Here is a 19,328-nt window from a genome sequence, read left to right as displayed (position 1 = left end):
TCACCGTGGGCCAGGACAGGCCCAGGTCCCGGGACGCCTGGACGACCGTGGAACCCGCGTCGCGCACCCGCCGCCCGGCCGCACTGCGCAGCCGCTCGGTGATCCTCGCCCCGGCCGGAACCTGGCGCACCTGCTCGGTGAAGGTCCGGCGCGGACAGGACGGCTCGGTGCAGTACCAGCAGCGCTTACGCCACACCAGCTCCAGCCCGGCGCCTCGCTGACGGCGTCGAGCCGCCCATGCGCCGCCGCCCCACCACAGGGGCTTCCTGCATCAAGGGTCCAACTCATCTCCCGCTGACCGCCAGTGACGGTGCGGCAGGCTGCCCGAAGTCACACCCCGCTCAATTTCGAAGACGCCCCAAGCCGGGCCCCGGCCACCCGTCCGGCACCTCGTGAACCGGCTCACGGCGCAGGCGCCGTGAGCCATGACGACCGCGCGGCGCGCGGACGCTCCCGTGCCGTCAGCGGCGCGGGGCCACCTCCGCAAGCCACTCCGTCAGGAGGGTGTTGACCAGCTCGGGGCGTTCCTGCTGGATCCAGTGGCCGCAGCCGTCGAGAAGGTGGGAGGCGGTCAGGCCGGGCAGGGTGGTGGGATACGCCTCGATCGCGTCGGCGAGCCAAGTGGTGGAGGCGTCCAGACCGCCGCCGACGAACAGCGACGGCTGGGTGACCGGAGCGCCGTGGACGTCGGCGAGGTCGGCCCAGTCCCGGTCCATGGTGCGGTAGCGGTTCAGTGCCCCGGTCAGCCCGGTGCGCTCGAACTCCGCCGCGTAGACATCGAGTTCGTCCTCCCCGAGCCAGGCGGGCAGCCGACCGGCGGGGAACCGGTCGCGCAGCGTCCCGCCCGCGCCGACGAAGTGCGGATCCGGCGCCCCGGGCGGCGGCATGGTGTCGGCGGACAGGGCGGCGTAGAAGCCCGCGAGCCAGCCGCGCACATCGGGTTCGATCTCCGCCTCCGCGCGGCCCGGCTCCTGGAAGTAGGAGACGTAGAACTCCTCGGGACCGCCCATCGCCGCGAACACCTCGCTGGGCCGCGGGCCGCCGGGCGGGGTGTAGGGCACGCTCAGCAGGCCCACGGCGCTGAAGACGTCGGGCCTGAGCAGGGCCGAGGTCGCGGCGATGGTGGCGCCCCAGTCGTGTCCGACGATCACCGCGGACCGCTCGCCCAGCGCCTCCACCACGGCGACGTTGTCGGCCACCAGTTCGAGCATCCGGTACGCGTCGACCTCGGCGGGCCTGGAGGAGCGGCCGTAGCCGCGCACGTCCACGGCGACGGCCCGGTAGCCGGCGGCGGCCAGCGCGGGCAGCTGGCGGCGCCACGAGTACCAGGACTCCGGGAATCCGTGCACGAGGAGCACCAGCGGGCCGGTTCCCTGTTCCACCAGGTGGGTGCGGCCCGCCGGGGACGCCACCAGACGGTGGACGCGGTCGGAGGCGGTGGTCTGCGGCATGGTTCCTCCCAGAGGATCGGCGGCTACGGAGACTTATGGGGGCTATAAAGCCGATCATGCGGGAGGCGGTTCTGCGCGGCCGAGCGATGTTGCCGTTTCGGCAAGTTCCCAAAGGGGGCCCGGGTGACCGGGCCGCTGCCGCTTCACCGCCGAATCGGCGCGCGAACTTCCAGGAATCACACGGGTGTTACGAGAATCACGACCGGAGTCTGCTCGGTTTCTGTCACCGCTGCGCATTCCGGAATCAGGAAGTGGAGCACCGCCAAGAGCTTCGAGAAGGCCATGTTCACCGTCATGAATGTCAAGAACGTACGTGTCGGCTCGGCGAAGGCCAAGGGCGGCGAGGCCGGCCGCACAACCTCGGGCCCTACGCTGGGCCCATGGTGCACAACGGCGAGGGGCCGGGGGCCGCGGCGTCCCGGCTCACCGGGCGCGCGGCGGCGCGGGAGCGTCCGCTGTCCGGCTCGCTGAGCGAGGTCGCCCTCGACGGCGGGCCGGTCGTGGTCGTCAAACGAGCGGACGCTCCCGGCGCCGTCGCCGCCGAGGTGGCCGGGCTGCGCTGGCTGGCCGCCACGGACACGGTCCGGCTGCCGGCCGTGCGCGGCCATGACACGCGATGGCTGGTGCTCGACCGCGTACCGGCCGGGCGGCCGGGCCCGGAGGCGGCGGTCCGGTTCGGCCGCGCGCTGGCCCGGCTGCACGCCGCCGGTGCGCCCGCCTTCGGCTCCCCGCCGCCCGGCGGCCCCGAGGACGCGTACATCGGCCTCGCCCCCATGCGCAACGTCCCCGGCGCCGACTGGCCCGCCTGGTACGCCGAGCACCGGGTGCTCCCCTATCTGCGCCGCGCCGCGGACGACGGCACCCTCGATCGGGACGAGGCCGGCGTCCTCGACCGCGTCTGCGAGCGGCTGCCCCGGCTGGCGGGCCCCGCCGAACCCCCGGCCCGGCTGCACGGCGACCTGTGGCACGGCAATGTGCTGTGGGGCACCGACGGCCACGTCCGGCTCATCGACCCGGCCGCGCACGGCGGGCACCGGGAGACCGACCTCGCGATGCTCCAGCTGTTCGACTGCCCCCACCTGGAGCGCGTGCTCGACGGCTACCGCGCGACCACGCCCCTGGCGGACGGCTGGCGCGACCGCGTCGGACTGCACCAGCTGTTCCCGCTGCTGGTGCACGCGGTGCTGTTCGGCCGCGGCTACGCGGAACAGGCCCTCGCGGTCGCCCGGCGGATCCTGGCTCCCTGACCGGGTTCCGGCGCCCCTTCCCGGCGTCGTCATGTGCCGGACGGGTTTGCCAATTCCGGCGCTTCCGGGGAACAGCGCTCCGTCACTTCCTTAATACGTCCTTAATTCGGGCTGAGATCACAGAGAGTAAGGAAACCAACCGCGCGTTCGAATCGTATAAGTGCATGGAAGCTGAAACAGGGAGAGACCCATGCAACCGTTCACGCTCAACTACGCCCGCCCGGCAGTGCACTTGGAAGTCACCACTCCGTACATGTACGACTCCGGACTGCAGTTGAACGTGCTCCCCGACGGCCGCATCGCCGCGACCGACCACGCGACATTGAGAGCGCTGGGGACCACGACCTCCACGGCCGGCTCCAAAACGCACTTCGACGACTGAACACGAGAGCCCCCCACAATGACCGTGCTCATTCTGACCAGTGAAGAGGACGTGACGGCGGACCTGGTGGTCCTCCGGCTCAACGAAGCCGGTGTACCCGTGGTCCGCCTCGATCCAGCAGATCTCACCACCCGGGTCGCCCTGTCCGGCGAGTATGTGCAGGGCATCTGCCACGGCCACCTGTCCGTCGCGGACCGGCTGGTGAGCATGAGCGGTCTGCGCTCCGTCTGGGTGCGCAGACCGGGCCTCCCGGCGGCCCGGGCGGCCCAGCCGTCCGCCTGGCTGACCGAGGAGGCGTCCCAGGCGCTGTACGGCATGCTGCGCTGCACCGACGCACGCTGGATGAACCATCCCGACGCCGCCCGGCGGGCCCGCCACAAGCCGTGGCAGCTCAGGCTCGCCCAGCGCAGCGGGCTGCCCGTGCCCGCCACCCTGATCACGACGTTCCCGCAGGCCGCCCGGGAGTTCTCGGAGCGCTTCCCGGATCTCGTGGTCAAGCCCGTCTCCGGCGCGCATCCCCAGGAACCGCCCCGGGCGGTGCCGACCAGCAGGGTCGCGCCGGACACCGACTTCGCGGCCGTCGCGTTCGGTCCGACCCTGCTGCAGCGGCGGGTGCCCAAGCTGGCCGACATCCGGCTGACCGCCGTCGGCGACCGGCTGTTCGCCGCACGCAAGACCGTCGAGCCGGACGCCGACCCGGACGACGTGGACGTGCGCTTCAGCCCGTCCCTGTCCCCGTGGAACCCCGTGGAGGTGCCGCCGCGGGTCGCGACGGCCGTCCACGCCTACCTCAGCGGCGCCGAACTCGCCTACGGGGCGTTCGACTTCGCCGAGGACGCGGACGGCATCTGGTGGTTCCTGGAGTGCAACCAGTCGGGCCAGTTCGGCTTCGTCGAGATGGACACCGGCCAGCCGATCGCCGATGCCATCGCCCGCTGGCTGGCATCCGCACCCGACGGCACGCCCGCGCCGTCCGGCGGAACCCGGAGATCAGCCCTGTGACAGCCCACGGAACACGACATCGCACCCCGCCGTCCGGCTCAGGGCACCCCGGCGCCCGGTAGCTGATGCACCCGCTGCCACTGCGAGGACGGGGCCGGGGGCGGTGGCAGCACGGCACCGGGCACCCCCGGCGGTCGCAGCGGCAGCATGACCGCCTCCACTTCCCTGCGGAGGCGGTCGGCCTCTCTGCGTACTCCCGCGGGTACGTCGCCGCGTTCCGCGACGAGCCGGTCGTAGATGGGGGAATCCTGGAACACTCGTCAAAGCGCCTTTCCGAGCACGGCCCATGGACATGGGGCACAGCTGACGAGTGTAAGGATCGGCGCCGGTCCTGGTGGAGGATCCCCCACAGGACTTGACACCGACGCCCCGGCCGGGGCGTGAAGCGGCGGGCGCCGCCGTCATCCGGCGAGCGGGAGACCGTTCTCCTCGCCGGTCCTGCGCGCCCGGGCCAGCAGGGCATCGGCCCGGGCGATCGCCTCGCGGATGTCCGCGGTGCCGGTCATCGCGCACAGGCCACGGGTCACCTCCGCCAGGTCCCGCGCCGCCGCCGGTGTCGGCCGTTCGGCCTGGGCGATGCGCAGCACCGCATAGCGGGTCAGCAACTGTCTGACGACCTTGGGGTCCGGGACCGGCACGGGACTGCCCCTTTCTCGGGTGACGCGCTGCGCCTGCCCGGAAAACCGGAGTTCATTCCCCTTTCCCGGTTTCCCAAGTTTCCCGGTTTCCCGGTTTCAGGGTGCAGGCCCCGCCACGGCGCCGGAGTCCTCGTGCCGGCCCGCTGGACAACCGCTCGCTGCCCGGCCATCGCGTTCCCACATCCGGTCCGCCGGACGCGGAGGGGTGGCTACTCCCCCAGCGCGCGGGCCAGTTCCCTGGTGGCCCTGGCGACCTCGGGCCCTTCGGCCGGCGGCAGATGACGGATCAGACCCCGGCCCGACCGGACCGCCTCCCGGGCGTTGCGCTCCCAGACCACGTGGTTCTCCCGGTGGTTGAGCAGCTTCGGGTAGACGGCGGCCGTGTCCTCCCACTGGCGTGCCGCCGCGATGCTGCCGAGGAGTTCGATGATCTGGGCGCGGCAGGCGACACGGGGCAGCTGGGCCAGTTCCCACAGGAAGGGCACGGTGGCCGCCGTGGCCTGCTCCACGACGAATCCGTACTGGCAGATACGTTCCCTCAGTTCGCCGAGCGCCTGCCGGGCCCCGGCCTCGTCGGCGCGGGCGACGGTGTGCAGCAGCGGCGGGATGCCCTCGGCGGATCCGGTCGAGTCCTTGATCTCGTGCCACGGCACCTCGTCGACGGCCGCCAGCGGCGCGACCGCCGGCGCCCCGAGCGAGGGTGTCGCGGGCTCGGTCCGCCGCGTGCTGGAGGAGTTGGTCCAAGGCGCAGGCGATGACACGGTATCTCCCTGATTCGCGGTCAGGTCATGACGCCGGCCCCCGGCAGGCGTCGCCGTTATTATCCATGTCAACAGCGCCCGCGTGCAATTGCACGGGAAATTGCGCGAAAAGTGGGTAGGGGACACGGGGCCCGCTCCGGGCGGTCTCGCGCCAGGCGAGCCGCCTGTTCCCCGGGCGGGACGCGAACACGCAAGGAGGCTGTGATGTCACCAGTGCCGAACGGGGTGCGAGCCAGCTCGCTTGACGCCCGGTGGATCAAGAGCAGACACAGCAATGCCGAGGGCAACTGCGTGGAGGTCGCGGCCCTGACCGGCGGCTGCGTCGCGGTCCGCAACTCCCGCGACCCGGACGGGCCCGCGCTCGTCTACACACCCGCCGAGCTGGCCGCCTTCCTGGCGGGCGCGAAGGACGGCGAGTTCGACCATCTGCTGTAGCCACACTCCCCGCGGCGCACCTCCCCGGAACCCAACCTCCCATATATGTCAGGGACATGGGCCGAGGTGCGCCGCATGGGTTAGTCTGACGGTCTCCACCGCCGGTCTGCCGGGAGCAAGGATGTCAGCCGAGTCCCCTCGCGTCTCCCGCCTCGAACCCTATCTGGACCGGGCAGAACCCGCCCCGACTTTGTTGAAGATGCTGGTGGGCGTCCAGCTCGCGGGGTTCCGCGAGGACGCGGGACTGGCCCAGGAACAGGCGGCGCGGACGCTCGGTTTCAGCCCGGCGAAGCTGTCCCGGATCGAGGCCGGCAAGGGCCGGCGGCCCCCGTCCGAGGCCGATGTCCAGGCGCTGCTGACGCTGTACGGCACGGACGCGTACGAGGCCTCGGTCCTGCTCAGGCTGCTACGGCGGGCCGGTGAGCCGGGCTGGTGGCAGCGGTACGACAAACGGCTGATGCCCGAGTGGTTCGACCGGCTGGTCGGGCTGCAGGAGGCCGCCGTCGCGATCCGTACGTTCGAGATCCAGTACGTTCCCGGCCTGCTGCAGACACCCGCCTATGCCCGCGCGGTGGTCCGGCGTGGGCTTCCGACGGCGCCCGAGAACGAGGTCCGCAGACGCGTCGAACTGCGTATGCGGCGGGCCGAGTTGCTGCGGCGCCAGGACCCGCCCCAGGTGTGGGTCATCATCGACGAGTCGGTGCTGTTGCGCGTCCTGGGCGGCCCCGAGGTGATGCGCGAGCAGCTGGAGCATCTGCTGCGGATGGCGCAACGGCCGCATGTCACGCTGCAGATCGTCCCGTTGGACGTGACGAACGCCTCGGCGCCCGCGATCCCCGTCACCTATCTGCGGTTCGGCGGGCTCGACCTGCCCGATGTGGTCTACCTGGAGCACATCAGGAGCGCCAACTTCCTCGAGGACCGGGACGAGACCGAGGAGTACCGGGTGGTCCTTGACCGGCTGGCCGACGAGGCGTTGCAGCCGCGGCCGTCCGTCGATCTGCTGGGCCGCGTCATGGCGGAGCGCTACCCGGCCCCCTGAGAACGCCGGGCGGGCCGTGCGCGCACGGCCCGCCTCCCTTCCCCCTCGGTTCCCCGGGGGTCCGCCTAGCCGATGCGGCCGACGCCCCCGAACTCGATCCACTCGTGGGTGAGCTGGCGCGGGGCCACCTCGGAGTCCGGACGCCAGGTCGACACCTCGACGAGGCCCGGCTCCAGGATCTCCAGGCCGTCGAAGAGTTCTGCGACGTCCTTCTCCTGCCGCACCCGCCCCCAGTGGCCCTGGGTGGTCTGGTCCATGAAGTCGGTGACGAACTTGCGGACCTCGGGGTCCTCGCTGACCAGTTGGCACATCACCAGGAAGCTCCCGGGGGCGAGGCGCTCGGCCACCCGGCGGGACAGCGCCGGCGGGCCGTCGCTCTCGCTGTCCGGCAGACAGTGCATGACCGACACGAAGAGCACGGCCACCGGCTGGGAGAAGTCGATGAGCCGCTGGGTCTCGGGGTGCCCGAAGATCCCGTCGGTGTCGCGCATGTCGGCCTGGATGACGGCGGTGCGCTCGTCCTGCTCCAGCAGCGCCCGGCCGTGCACCAGCACCATGGGGTCGTTGTCGACGTAGACGACATGGGACGTGGGGTCGACGGACTGGGCGACCTGGTGCACATTGTCCTGGGTGGGCAGCCCGGAACCGTGGTCGAGGAACTGCCGGATGCCGTGGTCCTGGGCGAGGGTCCGCACGACGCGCCGGAGGAAGCGGCGGTTGTTGACGGCGAGCCGCCGGGTGCTCGGCACCACCTTGTCCAGCTCTTCGCACGCCGCCCGGTCGGCCGCGTAGTTGTCCTTGCCGCCGAGGTAGTGATCGTACATCCGCGCTGCCGTCGGCACCGTGGGGTCGATCTCCTTGGACGGCTGGTTTCCCGTGTGCATTGCTCCCCCGGTACATACCGTGTCAACTGGCCGGTGATTACAGGGAGTACATCCTAGGGACTGTGCCGTGCTCATGGTAAGCCCACGAACGGACGATCTGTGAAACCCTCGCGGAGGACCGGCGGCCGGCGCCGGTCGTCACGTTCGGCACCCTGGAGAGGCAGCGCGATGCGCATCGGACTGCTCGGCACCGGCCCTTGGGCACAGATGGTCCACGCCCCCGCCCTGAGCGGGCACGACGAGGTGGAGTTCACCGGAGTGTGGGGGCGGCGCGCGGACGCCGCGGCCGAGCTGGCGGACCGGCACGGCACCCGGGCCTACGACGACGTGGACGCGCTGCTCGCCGACGTGGACGCGGTCGCCGTGGCGCTCCCGCCGGACGTCCAGGCCGCGCTCGCCGCGCGGGCGGCCCGCGCGGGGCGTCATCTGCTGCTCGACAAGCCGCTCGCCGCCACGGTGGCGCACGGCCGGGAGGTGGTCGAGGCCGCGCGGGAGGCCGGGGTCGCCTCCGTGGTGTTCTTCACCAGGCGGTTCCATCCCGGGACCGACGCCTGGATCGCCGAACAGGCGGACAGGGGCGGCTGGTTCACCGCGCGGGCAGAGTGGCTGGGCTCGGTGTTCACGACGGACAGCCCGTTCGGGGCGTCGCCGTGGCGCCGGGAGAAGGGCGCCCTGTGGGACGTGGGGCCGCATGCCCTGTCGGTGGTGCTGCCGGTGCTGGGCGAGGTGCGCCGGGTGACCGCGGCGGCGCACGGGCCCGGTGACACCGCGCATGTGGTCCTCGACCATCTCGGCGGCGCCTCCAGCACGTTGACGCTGAGCCTGACCGCCCCGTCGGCGGCGACCGGCACCACCGTCGAGCTGCGGGGCGAGGCCGGCGTGAGCACGTTGCCCGAGAACTCCGACGGCGCCCTCCCGGCCTACGGGCGGGCCGTGGACGCGCTGCTGGACGCCGCGCGCACCGGCCGGCCGCATCCGTGCGACGCCGCCTTCGCCCTGCGAGTGACCGAGATCCTCGCCGCCGCCGACTCCCTGCGGGGCGAGCGCACCGCCGACCTGGTCTAGCTCCCGTCGTCGTCCGTCTGCCGGAACGGCTCGGCGTTCCAGCGGAACCAGGCCCGGTCCCCCTCGATGTGCAGCAGGAACTCGGGGACCGGGCCGTCCGGGGAGATCAGGGAGACCCGTCGGTGGATCTCGTCCTGGGCGGCCTCCCACCGCTCCCGGTGCCCCTCGTCGTCCGCGTCGGCCAGGGCGAGTTCGCGGGCGAACAGATCACGGACGGAGGCGAAGGCCGGCCCCGGGGTGAACCGTCCGGACAGCCACGGGAAGTCGGCTTCGTCGATCAGGATCTCGCCGACCGCCGCGTCCCCGCTGCGCACGTGCCAGACATCGCCGTCGAACCCCATGCCCGCCTCCGCCGTCCCTCGTCGGTCAGCCCGTCGTCAGGATGTCACTCACCCCGGACAACGGCTCCACGAGCGCGATGGAAATGGACCCGTTCGCGTACGACGGGGTACCCGGCCCGGGAGAAGTGCGCGGCCATCGGAAAGTTCCCCCGGTCCGTCGCCGCGGCGACGGCCGTGGCGCCCCGTTCGACCAGGAAGTGGGTGCACTCGGCGAGCAGGTCGTAGGCGTATCCGTGTCCGCGCTGCTCCGGCAGGACCCCGATGAAGCCGATGCAGGGCCCCACCGGGTTGTGCGCGGGAATGTGGATGCCGACGGGCTCGCCCTGCGGGGTGTGCGCGACCTGCCACCAGGCGCGCGGCGAGGGACACCACCGGAAGAAGTCGATCTCCTCCTGGGCGGCCAGCTCCGCTCCGCCCCGCTCGACGGCCCTGCGGGCATGAGCGTCCAGGGTGGCGGAGTGGATACGGCGCAGGGCGTCGAAGAACACCGCGTCGTCGGGTTCGGGCCGGAAGACCAGCCGGCCCGGCCGCGCGGGCAGTCCGCACCGCGGTGTCCAGCGGTAGACGAGGCGCTCCACCAGGTGCCGGTAGCCGGCCGCCCGCGCCGCGGCGAAGCGGGTCTCGGCGGCGGCCTTCGGCGCGGGCACGTCGCGCCAGCCGGCGGGCAGGTTGAACTCGAGGTCGTCGACCTGCCAGGGCGCGGTCCGCAGCAGCGCGGCCCCCGCCTCCTCCTCGCCCTCGGCCACGTCGAACCAGTTGACCATGCGGGGCTGCGCGTCGTCGGGTCCGCCCCACCAGGCGGCCCGCGCCACCACCTGGCCGTCGCGCAGGGCCACCCGCTTCCAGTCGGGGCGGTGCCGGGTCAGCCGGTGCGCCTCGTGTGCGCGCAGCGGGTCGGGCAGGGTGTCGAAGAGAGCGGCGGTGTGCTCGTCGAGCGTCCGGATGACCGGATCGGTCATGGATTCCTCCGGGATGCGTACGTACGGATGCGCTCCCGGCCGGATCAGCCGTGGCACGCCGGGACAACGGGGAGGGAGCGCTGGGTGACTGTGAACCGCATGGCACTCGCCTCCTTCCGTCGGGTCCGGGCGTGCGCTGTAACGCTAGGGGCGGGCCGGGCACCCGGTCCACTGCTTTTCCGGCGGCGGTCCGGGGGCCCGGCCCGCTGTCCGGGGGCTCGTGGGCGGCCGGGCGGCGGAGCCGGGCGTAGCGTGGGCGTGTGAGAAGGGTCCGCGGCCGGCTCTGGCGCCGGTACCGGGACGAGCGTGACTGGCTGCGGGGAGCGCCGCCGCCGCGCTGGGTGCGGGTGCTGCCCGTCGCCCTGCTCGTGGCGGTCACCATGGCCACCGTGCTCAGCAGCAACGCGCTCGACATCGGCTTTCTGCTGGGGGCCATCCCGCCGCTCACCGTCCTGTCGTACGGGCCGCTGGCCACGGCGCTCATGGGTGCCCTGGTGGTGGTCGTGCTGAACGTGCCGGCCACCCATCTGAACCGGCCCGGCAACACCGATCTGCTGACCATCGTCTTCGTCGTCCTGCTGAGTGTGTTCGTCTCCTACGTGCGCAGTCGGCGGGACGCCCAGCTGATCACCGAGCGGACGGTCGGGCATGCGGTGCAGCGGGCCATCGCGCCGCCGCTGCCGGAACGGGTCGGCGACGTCGGATGCTCGGGGCTGTACCGGGCGGCCCAGCGCGGGACGCTGGTCGGCGGGGACTTCTTCGACGTGCGCGACGGACCGTACGGGGTGCGGGCGGTGATGGCCGATGTGCAGGGGCACGGGCTGGCCACCGTGCCGACCGTGGTGTCGCTGCTGGGTGCCTTCCGGGAGGCGGTGCTCGACCAGCCGGACCTGGAGGGGGTCGCGGCCCGGCTGGACCGCAGGCTGGCGGCGGACTCGGCGGGCGAGCGGCACACCGAGATGTTCGCCACCGGCGTGCTGCTGGAGTTCTCCGTCGACGTCCGGGCGGTGCGGGTCGTGGTCCGCGGGCATCCGCCGCCGATGCTGCTGCGCGACGGGCAGGTCCGCGAGATCGGTGTCAGTCCGGGGATCCCGTTGGGCATCGGCCCGTTCGGCGTCGATCCGCCCAAGGAGGTCACGGTGGGTCTGGAGCCCGGTGACCGGCTGTTCCTGGCCTCGGACGGGGTGTGGGAGGCACGGGACGCCTCCGGTGCCTTCTATCCGCTGGCCGAGCGGCTTCGTTCGCTCACCGCCGAGGACCCGGCCGCGCTGACCGCCCGGGTGTGGGCGGACCTCCTGTCGCACTCCGACGCCATCCGGGACGACGCCACCATGCTGGTCCTCACCCCGCTGTCCTCCGGTTGAGCCCTGCCCGCAGGACGCCGCGGTTCAGCCCACGTCCCACAGGAAGCGGTGGGTGTGGATGCCGAAGTACGGGAACGACTGGATCTGCCGTACGCCGTCGATCGGCCGCACGACGTCGTTGACGAAGTCGAGCAGGTCCTTGGGGCCGGGGGTGACGACCTCGGCGAACAGGTCGAAGCCGCCGGAGGTCAGTACCGCGTAGATCACCTCGGGATGGCCGGACAGCTGGTCGGCGACGGCGCGCGGGTCGCCGTCCACGCCGATGCCGAGCAGCGCCATGGCCTGGCCGCCCATGGCCATCGGGTCGGCGACGCCGACGACCTGGACGGCCCGGGAGTCCAGGAGCCGTTGCAGCCGCTGTCGGGCGGCCGAGGCGGACAGGCCGACCTTCGGGCCGAGGTCGGCGTACGCGATGCGTCCGTCGGTCTGCAGTTCGCGCAGGATGGCCCGGTCGATCTCGTCCACGTTCGTCCTCTCCCGCCGTCGGCCCGGCTCCGCCCCACCTTAACGGCGTGTCTCTGCCGGTCAGTTCGGCCAGGGCCGCCTTGTTGTGGAAGGGGGTCAGCAGGATGCCGCGGTTGGCCAGATAGAGGTGGAGGAAGTCCTCCAGCTCGGGGTCGCCGGCCGCCCGGGTGCGGTCCATGGCGTACCTCGAACGTGAAGACGACGGAATGCCGGAAAAGTACGTTCGAATACGCCGCACTAGCAAGGGTTTGCAGTGGAATCGATCGTCGTGACGCTCGATTCGGGCGTCTGTATGCCTGACATAAAGCGCCAGGGCACGCCACCCCTTCCCCGGCTTAGAAATATCTACAAGGATGCATATGCCGGGTCGGTGTGCCGTACGGTGCGGCCCTCTCGTCGTGCTCCCGGCATCCGGAGCGGCAGATGACGGACGCGATGTGGATGCGGGGCGTGGAATGGCTGGCGGCGGCCTCCTGCGACCCCCGGAACTGCAAGCGGGACTGGGACCAGGGCGACGGCATCGCCCTTCTGGAGGCCGGGCGCTACTGGGACGTGCTCAGCGTCCCCGACGAGTTGGGGCTGCTCACCCTCGATCTGCTGTGGAGCCCGTCCCTGCCGCTGCCGGGCCCCACGCTCGCGGACGGCACCGCACACCGGGTCGGCTTCTTCCTGCCGCCCGACCCGGGCAGCCGCTGGGTCGGGGCCGGGCTGCGGCACGCGAGCAGGGGCGCGTGGGTCGCGGTGCCCCCGCCGTACCGTCCGGCCGGGCTCATGGAGTGGCTGGTCCCGCCGGACGGATCGGGCACCCTGCACGCCCCGACCGCGCTGGAGGTGGCCCTGCGCCAGGCGCACGGCACGCTGGCCGTCCTCCAGCCGCCGGACGCCGGCTGAGCCGGGCCGCCGGCCGAGCCGGCCGGCGGCGCCGCTCAGCAGATCCGCGGCAGCTGCTCCCCCAGCGGCATGTCGACCACCCGGGTGCCGCCGAGACCGGTGCGGGCCACCACCATCCCGGGGTGCTCCGCCACCGCCTCGCCGATGATCGCGGCCTGCGCGCCCAGCGGATGGGCCCGCATCGCCTCCAGCACGGCGTCGGCGTGCTCGCGCGGGACGAACGCCACCAGCTTGCCCTCGTTGGCGACGTAGAAGGGGTCGAGGCCCAGCACGGCGCAGGCGCTGGCCACGGCCGGCGGGACGGGCACCTCGCGTTCCGTGATGACGACACCCGTGCCCGATCCGGTCGCGATCTCGTTGAGGGAGGCCGCGAGCCCCCCGCGCGTGGGATCGCGCAGGACGTGCAGATCCGGGGTGACGGCCAGCATGGCCGCCACCAGACCGCCGAGCGCCGCGCAGTCGCTGACGATCTCGACCCCGAACTCCAGGCCCTCGCGCACGCTCATGACGGCCACGCCGTGCGCGCCGACCGGCCCGCTGACGATCACCACGTCGCCGGGCACCACCCGGGCCGGGCGCAGATCGACACCGGCCGGGATCAGGCCGATGCCGGACGTGTTGACGAAGAGGCCGTCGCCGTGCCCGGACTCGACCACCTTGGTGTCGCCCGTCGCGACCTCCACGCCCGCGGTCCGCGCGGCGGCGCCGAGCGCCTCGGCCACCCGGGAGACGGTCTCGATCTCCACCCCTTCCTCCAGGATGAATCCGCAGGAGAGGTAGGCGGCCCGGGCGCCGCTCATGGCGAGGTCGTTGACGGTGCCGTTGACAGCGAGGTCGCCGATGCTGCCGCCGGGGAAGAACAGCGGCCGCACCACGAAGGAGTCGGTGGAGAAGGCCAGCCGTACCCCGCCCAGACGGAGCGTGGCCGCGTCGCCGCGTTCGGCGAGGGCCGCCCCGCCGAAGGCGGGCGCGAAGACCTGCTCGACCAGCTCGGCGGAGAGCGTGCCCCCGCCGCCGTGGCCCATGACGACGCGGGGCCGGTCGCGCAGCGGGGCCGGGCAGGTCAAGCCGGTCACGTCCAGGGTGTCGGTGGTGTCAGGCAACGGGGCTCGCCTCCCGGGGCGCGGGGGTGGTCTGAAGGCGTCGGTAGAGGTAGTAGGCGGCGCAGGCGCCCTCGCTGGAGACCATGGTGGCGCCGAGCGGGGTGCGCGGGGTGCAGCGGGTGCCGAACATCTCGCACGCGTGCGGCTTGAGCAGGCCCTGCAGCACCTCGCCGCTGCGGCACTCGGCCGGCTCCTCGGTACGGATGCCGTCGACGGCGAACCGCAGTTCGGCGTCGTAGTCGCGGTACCTGCGGGACAGCCGCCAGCCGCTGCCGGGGATCACGCCGATCCCCCGCCAGGAGCGGTCGGTGACCTCGAAGACGTCCTCCAGCATGGCCAGCGCGGCGGGGTTGCCCTCGGCGCGCACGGCCCGCGGGTAGGCGTTGTCGACGGTGTGCTCGCCGCGTTCGAGCTGCGTCACGGTCCGGCGTACGCCCTCCAGGATGTCCAGCGGTTCGAAGCCGGTGACGACGATGGGCACGCGGTGCCGCTCCGCCAGTTCGGGGTACTCGCCGACGCCCATGACGGTGCACACGTGCCCGGCGGCGAGGAAGGCCTGCACCCGGCAGCTCGGCGAGCGCATGATCGCCTCGATGGCCGGGGGCACCCGCACATGCGAGACCAGCAGGCTGAAGTTGCGGATGCCCAGCTTGCGGGCCTGGTGGACGGTCATCGCGTTGGGCGGCGCGGTGGTCTCGAAGCCGATGCCGAAGAACACCACCTCGCGCTCCGGGTGCCGCTGCGCGATCCGCAGCGCGTCCAGCGGCGAGTAGACGACCCGTACGTCACCGCCCTCCCCGCGCACCTGGAACAGGTCGCGGCCCGTACCGGGCACCCGGAGCATGTCGCCGAAGGAGCAGAAGATCACCTCGGGGCGGGAGGCGATCTCCAGGGCCTTGTCGATGACCTCCAGCGGCGTGACACACACCGGGCAGCCCGGACCGTGGATCAACTCGACCTGCTCGGGCAGGAGTTGGTCGATGCCATGCCGGATGATGGAGTGCGTCTGGCCGCCGCAGACCTCCATCAGCGCCCACGGCCTGGTCACCGTGGCACGGATCTCGTCGAGCAGCCGCCGGGCCAGCTCCGGGTCCTGGAACTCGTCGAGGTACTTCACCGGTGCGCCTCCTCGCCGCCGTGCGCGCCGCCCGTACCGGCGGCCGCCTCCCAGGGGTCGCCGAACTCCTCCTGGAGCATGCCGAGTTCGGCGAAGAGTTCCAGCGTGTGCCGGGCCGACTCCTCGTCGAGCCGTTGCAGGGCGAAGCCGACGTGCACGATGGCGTACTCGCCGACCTTCAGGTCGGGCAGGTATTCCAGGCACACCTCCTTGACCACGCCGCCGAAGTCGACGGTGGCCACCCGGGTGCCGTCCCGTTCGCCGATGTCCAGCACTCTGCCGGGTACCGCCAGGCACATGGGCCTCTCCTCGCTGTGGGGTCGTGCGTCGGTCGTCAGGGGGTCGGGCCGCCGGGGCCGCCCGCCCGGGCGGCCACCATCAGCTGCCCCAGGGCCAGCCCCCCGTCGCCGGGCGGGACCAGGTGGTGGCGCAGCACGGTGAGACCGTCCGCCGCGAGGGCCGCGGCGCAGGCCGAGGAGAGCAGGGAGTTGAGGAACACGCCGCCCGTGAGGGCGACGGTGTCCACTCCGTGGCGGTCCCGGATCAGCAGGCAGACGCGGTGCACGAGGCCGGCGACGGCGCGGTGGAAGCGGGCCGCGATCGACGCCGTGGGCACGCCCGCCCGCAGATCGTCGACGACCGCGGCCAGGACGGGCGCCGGGTCGGCCCGCAGCGGGCCTTCGCCGGCCGCGGCCTCGCGCACGGCGAAGGCGTAGGCGGTGCCGTCCCCGCCGGGCGCGGACAGCGCGGCGGCCTCCAGTTCGACGGCGGCCTGCGCCTCGTAGCCGGCCCGGTGGCACACGCCGGCCAGGGACGACACCGCGTCGAAGAGGCGGCCCATGCTGGAGGTGGGCACACAGTTGATGCCGCGCGCCAACTGCCGGGAGAGCACGGTGAGTTCGGTGGCGGGGCAGGCGGTCACACAGGGCAGGTCGGGGGACCAGTCGAGCCCGGCCGCGCGCAGGTGCGCGAGGGCCATGCGGTAGGGCCGGCGCACGGCGGCGTCGCCGCCGGGCAGGGGTACGTAGGCCAGGTGCCCGAGGCGGCGGAAGCCGGCGTAGTCCGCGAGCAGGAACTCCCCGCCCCACACCGCTCCGTCGTCGCCGTGGCCGGTGCCGTCGAAGGCGGCGCCGAGCACCGGCCTTGTGCCGTCCAGTCCGTGTTCCGCCATCGCGGCGGCGATGTGCGCGTGGTGATGCTGGACCCGGACCACCCCGCCCACGCCGCGTCCCGCGGCGGTGCGGACGGCCCACCGGGCGGAGCGGTAGCCGGGGTGCCGGTCGGCCGCGAACAGTCCGGGCCGCACCGGGGTGATCGCCTCCAGCTGTGCCACGGCGCGCGCGAAGGCCCGTTGGGTGGCGAGGTCGTCCATGTCGCCGATGTGGGCCGACAGCCAGGCCCGCCGCCCCTCCCCGAGGCAGAACGCGTTCTTCAGGTCGCCGCCGACCGCGAGGGCCGGGCGCACCGGGACGGGCAGGTCGAGCGGCAGTGGCGCATAGCCCCGGGCGCGGCGCACGACGAGCGGCTTCCCGTCGCACAGCCGCACCACGGAGTCGTCGCACGGCACCCGGATGGGCCGGTCGTGGGTGAGCCAGGCGTCAGCCAGGTGCGCGAGCCGCTCCAGGGCCTCCCCGTCGTCGGTGACGATCGGTTCGCCGGACACGTTGCCGCTGGTCATGACGAGCAGCCGGGGCCCGTCGGGATCGCCCGGCAGGCCCAGCAGGAGGTGGTGCAGCGGGGTGTAGGGCAGCATGACGCCGAGGTCGGGGCTGCCGGGCGCGACCTGCTCGGCCGGGCGCGGGCCGGCGGCCCCGCCGATGGCGTGGCGGCGCAGCAGCACGATCGGGCGGGCCGCACCGCCGAGCAGCTCGCGCTCCGCGGCGGTGAGCGACACCAGGTGCCCGATGTCATCGGCGCTGCGTGCCATGAGCGCGAAGGGCTTGTCGCCCCTCGCCTTGCGGCGCCGCAGCAGCGCGACGGCCGCGGGGTCGGTCGCGTCGCACGCCAGGTGGTAGCCGCCGAGCCCCTTCACCGCGAGGACCGCGCCCCGGGCCAGCAGTCGGCGTGCCCCGGCCACCGGGTCCGCGTCCGTGATCTCCTCGGCGGCGCCGGCGGCCCGCGGGTGGCGGACCAGCAGGCGCAGCCGCGGGCCGCAGTCCGGGCAGGCGACGGGCTGGGCGTGGAAGCGCCGGTCGGCGGGGTCGGCGTACTCGCGGGCGCAGCGCGGGCACAGCGGGAAGCCGGCCATCGTGGTGTGCGCCCGGTCGTAGGGCAGGCCGGTGACGATCGTGAAGCGGGGCCCGCAGTGGGTGCAGTTGACGAAGGGGTGGCGGTGCCTCCGGTCGGCGGGGTCGGCCAGTTCGTCCAGGCACGCCGCGCAGGTCGCCGTGTCCGGGGGGATCAGGGCGCCGGCCCGGCCGCCGGCCCGGGAGGCGAGGATGGTGAACGCGCCGTCGCCGGTGACCGGCACGTCCTGGTGGTCGACGCCGTCGACGCGGGCCAGCGGCGGGGCGTCCGGCGCGAGGCGGGCGCAGAACCGGTCGACGGCCCCGGGGCCGCCCTCGACCTCGACGACCACGCCGTCGGGGGTGTTGGTGACGTGTCCGGTCAGTCCGAGCGAGGTGGCGAGCGCGTGCACATACGGCCGGAAGCCGACGCCCTGGACCACGCCGCGCACGGTGACCCGGCGGCGCAGGGTCGTCCCGCCGGGGGCGCCGGTGACGCTCACGAGCGGGACGGGAGGGCGGCGTGGGTGTGCCCGGCGTGCTCGTGCGGGCGGCGGGCCATGACGGGGGTGTGCGGCGGGGCGCCGGCCGCGGCGGCCAGGGCCCGCTCCAGCAGGGTGCCGAGCCCCCGCCGGCCGCGCACCGAGGTCGGTACCACCTCGACGCCCGGGTTGACCTGTTCGACGTGGGCGCGGAACGCCGGCTCGTCGAAGTCCACCGCCGCGGCGATGTCGGTCTTGGTGATCACCACCAAATGGGCGAGGCCGAAGGCGGTGGGGTACTTCAGCGGTTTGTCCTCACCCTCCGTCACGGAGGCGAGGACCACGCGCAGGGTCTCGCCGAGGTCGTAGGAGGCCGGGCAGACGAGGTTGCCGACGTTCTCCACGAACAGCAGCCGCGTGGGCTCCGGCAGCCAGTCCTCGAGGTGCCGGGCGAGCATCCCGGCCTCCAGATGGCACAGCCCGTCGGTGAGGATCTGCTTGACCGGGACGCCGGAACGGGCGAGCCGGGCCGCGTCGTTCTCGGTGGCGAGGTCGGCGGTGAGCGCGGCCACCGGCACGGACCGCTCGCGGGCCAGGGTGAGTTCGTGCTCCAACAGGGCGGTCTTGCCGCTGCCGGGGCTGGAGAGCAGGTTGACGACCGTGGTGCCGCGGGCCGCGAGCCGGGCGCGCAGGGCGTGCGCGGACTCGTCGTTCCTGGCGAGCACGGACTGGTGCAGATCCATCGCACGGCACATGGTTCAGCGCTCCTCGCTCGGTTCACGGGTGGGTGCCGACGCCGTGCGGTCGGCCCAGCGCACCTGGACGATGCGCAGTTCGCGGCCGGACAGCAGGTCGGTGGTCGCGCCCCGGCACCGCGGGCAGTTCAGCCGGGGTGGCATGCCGACGGCCCATTCGTGGTCGCAGGGCGCGCAGCGGGCCCGTCCGGGCACCGTGTCGGCGACCAGTTCGGCGCCTTCCAACAGGGTCCCGGCGCGGGCCAGTTCGAAGGAGAAGGTCAGGGCTTCGGGTACGACACCGGCCAGTTCGCCCACCTGGAGCCGCACCGAGCGGACCGCGGTGACGTCACCGGCCCGTTCGGCGGCCTCCGTGACCTGGTCGATCACCGCCAGCGCGATGGACATCTCGTGCATCTGCCTCCGTCCCGGCGGGCCGTACATGTGCAGAGGGCGGGCCGTACGTGCGCCGAGCGCGGGCCGTACGTGCGCGAACGGCCGCGTCCCATTAGAGGTGCGGGGTGCCGGGCCGACGGTCCGGCGCGCCGCCACCGCGAGGCCGCGTCCGTCGTTTGCCGCAGCACGCACCCGCCGGGGCCGGGTGCGCGCCGGGCCCGAGGTCACATGCTGCGGATGCGCAGATAGCGCCGGAGGTCGGGCAGGGACTGCACGACGAGCGCGGCGGCCGCGGCGGCTGCGGCGGTCAGAGCGCCGAGGACGATCTTCTTCATGGGTCTCTC

At 73.2% G+C, this 19,328-nt stretch carries 24 protein-coding genes; 8 read left to right on the top strand and 16 right to left on the bottom strand.

The annotated features are described in order from the left end of the window. Together CTZ28_RS42970 and CTZ28_RS42965 are read right to left on the bottom strand one after the other, a co-directional pair. Positions 1-196: transposase family protein (locus tag CTZ28_RS42970; RefSeq protein ID WP_147481150.1), on the bottom strand; the 196-nt coding region annotated here is incomplete at its 3' end. A 265-nt stretch (positions 197-461) separates the two neighbouring features. After that, complete coding sequence (locus tag CTZ28_RS42965; protein ID WP_121895206.1) at positions 462-1,451, bottom strand: alpha/beta fold hydrolase; 990 nt, start codon at positions 1,449-1,451, stop codon at positions 462-464. Positions 1,452-1,831: 380 nt separating this feature from the next. On the opposite strand from CTZ28_RS42965, the gene CTZ28_RS42955 reads away from it, so the two are divergent. The 3 genes from CTZ28_RS42955 (at position 1,832) to tgmB (ending at position 4,082) form a co-directional block, all read left to right on the top strand. Further along, positions 1,832-2,698, top strand: a complete 867-nt coding sequence (locus CTZ28_RS42955) for a fructosamine kinase family protein (RefSeq protein WP_121895204.1) — start codon at positions 1,832-1,834, stop codon at positions 2,696-2,698. Between the two features lie 190 nt (positions 2,699-2,888). Next, the gene (tgmA, locus tag CTZ28_RS42950; protein ID WP_121895203.1) at positions 2,889-3,080 is read left to right on the top strand and encodes a putative ATP-grasp-modified RiPP; all 192 of its coding nucleotides are present in this window, start codon (positions 2,889-2,891) and stop codon (positions 3,078-3,080) included. Positions 3,081-3,098: 18 nt separating this feature from the next. Then, a complete protein-coding gene (gene tgmB / locus CTZ28_RS42945; protein WP_121895202.1) occupies positions 3,099-4,082 on the top strand; it encodes an ATP-grasp ribosomal peptide maturase in 984 nt (327 codons plus the stop codon). 38 nt (positions 4,083-4,120) lie between these two features. Here the strand turns inward: tgmB and CTZ28_RS42940 are convergent, their stop codons facing one another. The 3 genes from CTZ28_RS42940 to CTZ28_RS42930 all read right to left on the bottom strand — a co-directional run bounded on the left by CTZ28_RS42940 (position 4,121) and on the right by CTZ28_RS42930 (position 5,481). Continuing rightward, positions 4,121-4,339, bottom strand: coding sequence for a hypothetical protein (locus CTZ28_RS42940; RefSeq protein ID WP_121895201.1), 219 nt, complete (start codon positions 4,337-4,339; stop codon positions 4,121-4,123). Between the two features lie 144 nt (positions 4,340-4,483). Beyond that, entirely contained in the window at positions 4,484-4,720 is a 237-nt protein-coding gene (locus CTZ28_RS42935) for a DUF5133 domain-containing protein (protein ID WP_121895200.1), read from the bottom strand. 209 nt (positions 4,721-4,929) lie between these two features. Then, the gene (locus CTZ28_RS42930; RefSeq protein WP_121895199.1) at positions 4,930-5,481 is read right to left on the bottom strand and encodes a hypothetical protein; all 552 of its coding nucleotides are present in this window, start codon (positions 5,479-5,481) and stop codon (positions 4,930-4,932) included. A gap of 204 nt (positions 5,482-5,685) precedes the next feature. Between CTZ28_RS42930 and CTZ28_RS42925 the strand changes: the two genes are divergently transcribed. After that, the gene (locus tag CTZ28_RS42925; protein ID WP_121895198.1) at positions 5,686-5,916 is read left to right on the top strand and encodes a DUF397 domain-containing protein; all 231 of its coding nucleotides are present in this window, start codon (positions 5,686-5,688) and stop codon (positions 5,914-5,916) included. 121 nt (positions 5,917-6,037) lie between these two features. Further along, a complete protein-coding gene (locus CTZ28_RS42920) occupies positions 6,038-6,958 on the top strand; it encodes a helix-turn-helix domain-containing protein (RefSeq protein ID WP_121895197.1) in 921 nt (306 codons plus the stop codon). 65 nt (positions 6,959-7,023) lie between these two features. On the opposite strand, the gene CTZ28_RS42915 is transcribed toward CTZ28_RS42920, so the two are convergent. Continuing rightward, positions 7,024-7,842, bottom strand: a complete 819-nt coding sequence (locus tag CTZ28_RS42915) for an SAM-dependent methyltransferase (RefSeq protein ID WP_121895196.1) — start codon at positions 7,840-7,842, stop codon at positions 7,024-7,026. A gap of 168 nt (positions 7,843-8,010) precedes the next feature. Here CTZ28_RS42915 and CTZ28_RS42910 point away from each other — a divergent pair, with 168 nt between their 5' ends. Then, a complete protein-coding gene (locus tag CTZ28_RS42910) occupies positions 8,011-8,907 on the top strand; it encodes a Gfo/Idh/MocA family protein (RefSeq protein WP_121895195.1) in 897 nt (298 codons plus the stop codon). On the opposite strand, the gene CTZ28_RS42905 is transcribed toward CTZ28_RS42910, so the two are convergent. Both CTZ28_RS42905 and CTZ28_RS42900 read right to left on the bottom strand, forming a co-directional pair. Beyond that, positions 8,904-9,248, bottom strand: coding sequence for a hypothetical protein (locus tag CTZ28_RS42905; RefSeq protein ID WP_121895194.1), 345 nt, complete (start codon positions 9,246-9,248; stop codon positions 8,904-8,906). The two genes, CTZ28_RS42910 and CTZ28_RS42905, sit on opposite strands and share 4 nt — an antisense overlap. A 44-nt stretch (positions 9,249-9,292) precedes the next feature. After that, positions 9,293-10,207: a GNAT family N-acetyltransferase gene (locus CTZ28_RS42900; protein ID WP_121895193.1), complete on the bottom strand. Its 915-nt coding sequence runs from the start codon at positions 10,205-10,207 to the stop codon at positions 9,293-9,295. A 260-nt stretch (positions 10,208-10,467) separates the two neighbouring features. Between CTZ28_RS42900 and CTZ28_RS42895 the strand changes: the two genes are divergently transcribed. Then, positions 10,468-11,571, top strand: coding sequence for a PP2C family protein-serine/threonine phosphatase (locus tag CTZ28_RS42895; protein WP_121895192.1), 1,104 nt, complete (start codon positions 10,468-10,470; stop codon positions 11,569-11,571). Positions 11,572-11,595: 24 nt separating this feature from the next. Here CTZ28_RS42895 and CTZ28_RS42890 read toward each other — a convergent pair whose 3' ends face one another. Next, entirely contained in the window at positions 11,596-12,036 is a 441-nt protein-coding gene (locus tag CTZ28_RS42890; protein ID WP_121895191.1) for an Lrp/AsnC family transcriptional regulator, read from the bottom strand. A 423-nt stretch (positions 12,037-12,459) separates the two neighbouring features. On the opposite strand from CTZ28_RS42890, the gene CTZ28_RS42885 reads away from it, so the two are divergent. After that, positions 12,460-12,927, top strand: a complete 468-nt coding sequence (locus CTZ28_RS42885) for a hypothetical protein (RefSeq protein WP_121895212.1) — start codon at positions 12,460-12,462, stop codon at positions 12,925-12,927. Between the two features lie 35 nt (positions 12,928-12,962). Here CTZ28_RS42885 and hypE read toward each other — a convergent pair whose 3' ends face one another. From hypE to CTZ28_RS49840, 7 genes are all read right to left on the bottom strand, one after another. After that, positions 12,963-14,030 carry a hydrogenase expression/formation protein HypE gene (gene hypE / locus CTZ28_RS42880; RefSeq protein WP_310887656.1) on the bottom strand — a complete coding sequence of 356 codons (1,068 nt, stop codon included), beginning with the start codon at positions 14,028-14,030 and terminating at the stop codon, positions 12,963-12,965. Then, positions 14,023-15,147 carry a hydrogenase formation protein HypD gene (gene hypD, locus CTZ28_RS42875; protein WP_121895190.1) on the bottom strand — a complete coding sequence of 375 codons (1,125 nt, stop codon included), beginning with the start codon at positions 15,145-15,147 and terminating at the stop codon, positions 14,023-14,025. Before hypD ends, hypE begins: the two co-directional genes overlap by 8 nt. Next, complete coding sequence (locus CTZ28_RS42870) at positions 15,144-15,446, bottom strand: HypC/HybG/HupF family hydrogenase formation chaperone (protein ID WP_121895189.1); 303 nt, start codon at positions 15,444-15,446, stop codon at positions 15,144-15,146. Before CTZ28_RS42870 ends, hypD begins: the two co-directional genes overlap by 4 nt. A 35-nt stretch (positions 15,447-15,481) precedes the next feature. After that, positions 15,482-17,875, bottom strand: a complete 2,394-nt coding sequence (gene hypF / locus CTZ28_RS42865) for a carbamoyltransferase HypF (protein WP_121895188.1) — start codon at positions 17,873-17,875, stop codon at positions 15,482-15,484. Continuing rightward, positions 17,872-18,609 carry a hydrogenase nickel incorporation protein HypB gene (gene hypB / locus CTZ28_RS42860; RefSeq protein ID WP_121895187.1) on the bottom strand — a complete coding sequence of 246 codons (738 nt, stop codon included), beginning with the start codon at positions 18,607-18,609 and terminating at the stop codon, positions 17,872-17,874. Before hypB ends, hypF begins: the two co-directional genes overlap by 4 nt. A 3-nt stretch (positions 18,610-18,612) precedes the next feature. Next, positions 18,613-19,005: a hydrogenase maturation nickel metallochaperone HypA/HybF gene (locus CTZ28_RS42855; RefSeq protein WP_121895186.1), complete on the bottom strand. Its 393-nt coding sequence runs from the start codon at positions 19,003-19,005 to the stop codon at positions 18,613-18,615. Positions 19,006-19,208: 203 nt separating this feature from the next. Continuing rightward, on the bottom strand, positions 19,209-19,319 hold the full coding sequence (locus CTZ28_RS49840; protein ID WP_398657900.1) for a DUF6893 family small protein: 111 nt from the start codon (positions 19,317-19,319) through the stop codon (positions 19,209-19,211). Between the last annotated feature and the right edge of the window lie 9 nt (positions 19,320-19,328).

It is taken from the genome of Streptomyces shenzhenensis (assembly GCF_003688995.1).
GTDB classification, from domain to species: domain Bacteria; phylum Actinomycetota; class Actinomycetes; order Streptomycetales; family Streptomycetaceae; genus Streptomyces; species Streptomyces shenzhenensis_A.
Note: the sequence above shows the minus strand (reverse complement) of the source record. Positions and strands in the feature narration are given on the sequence as shown.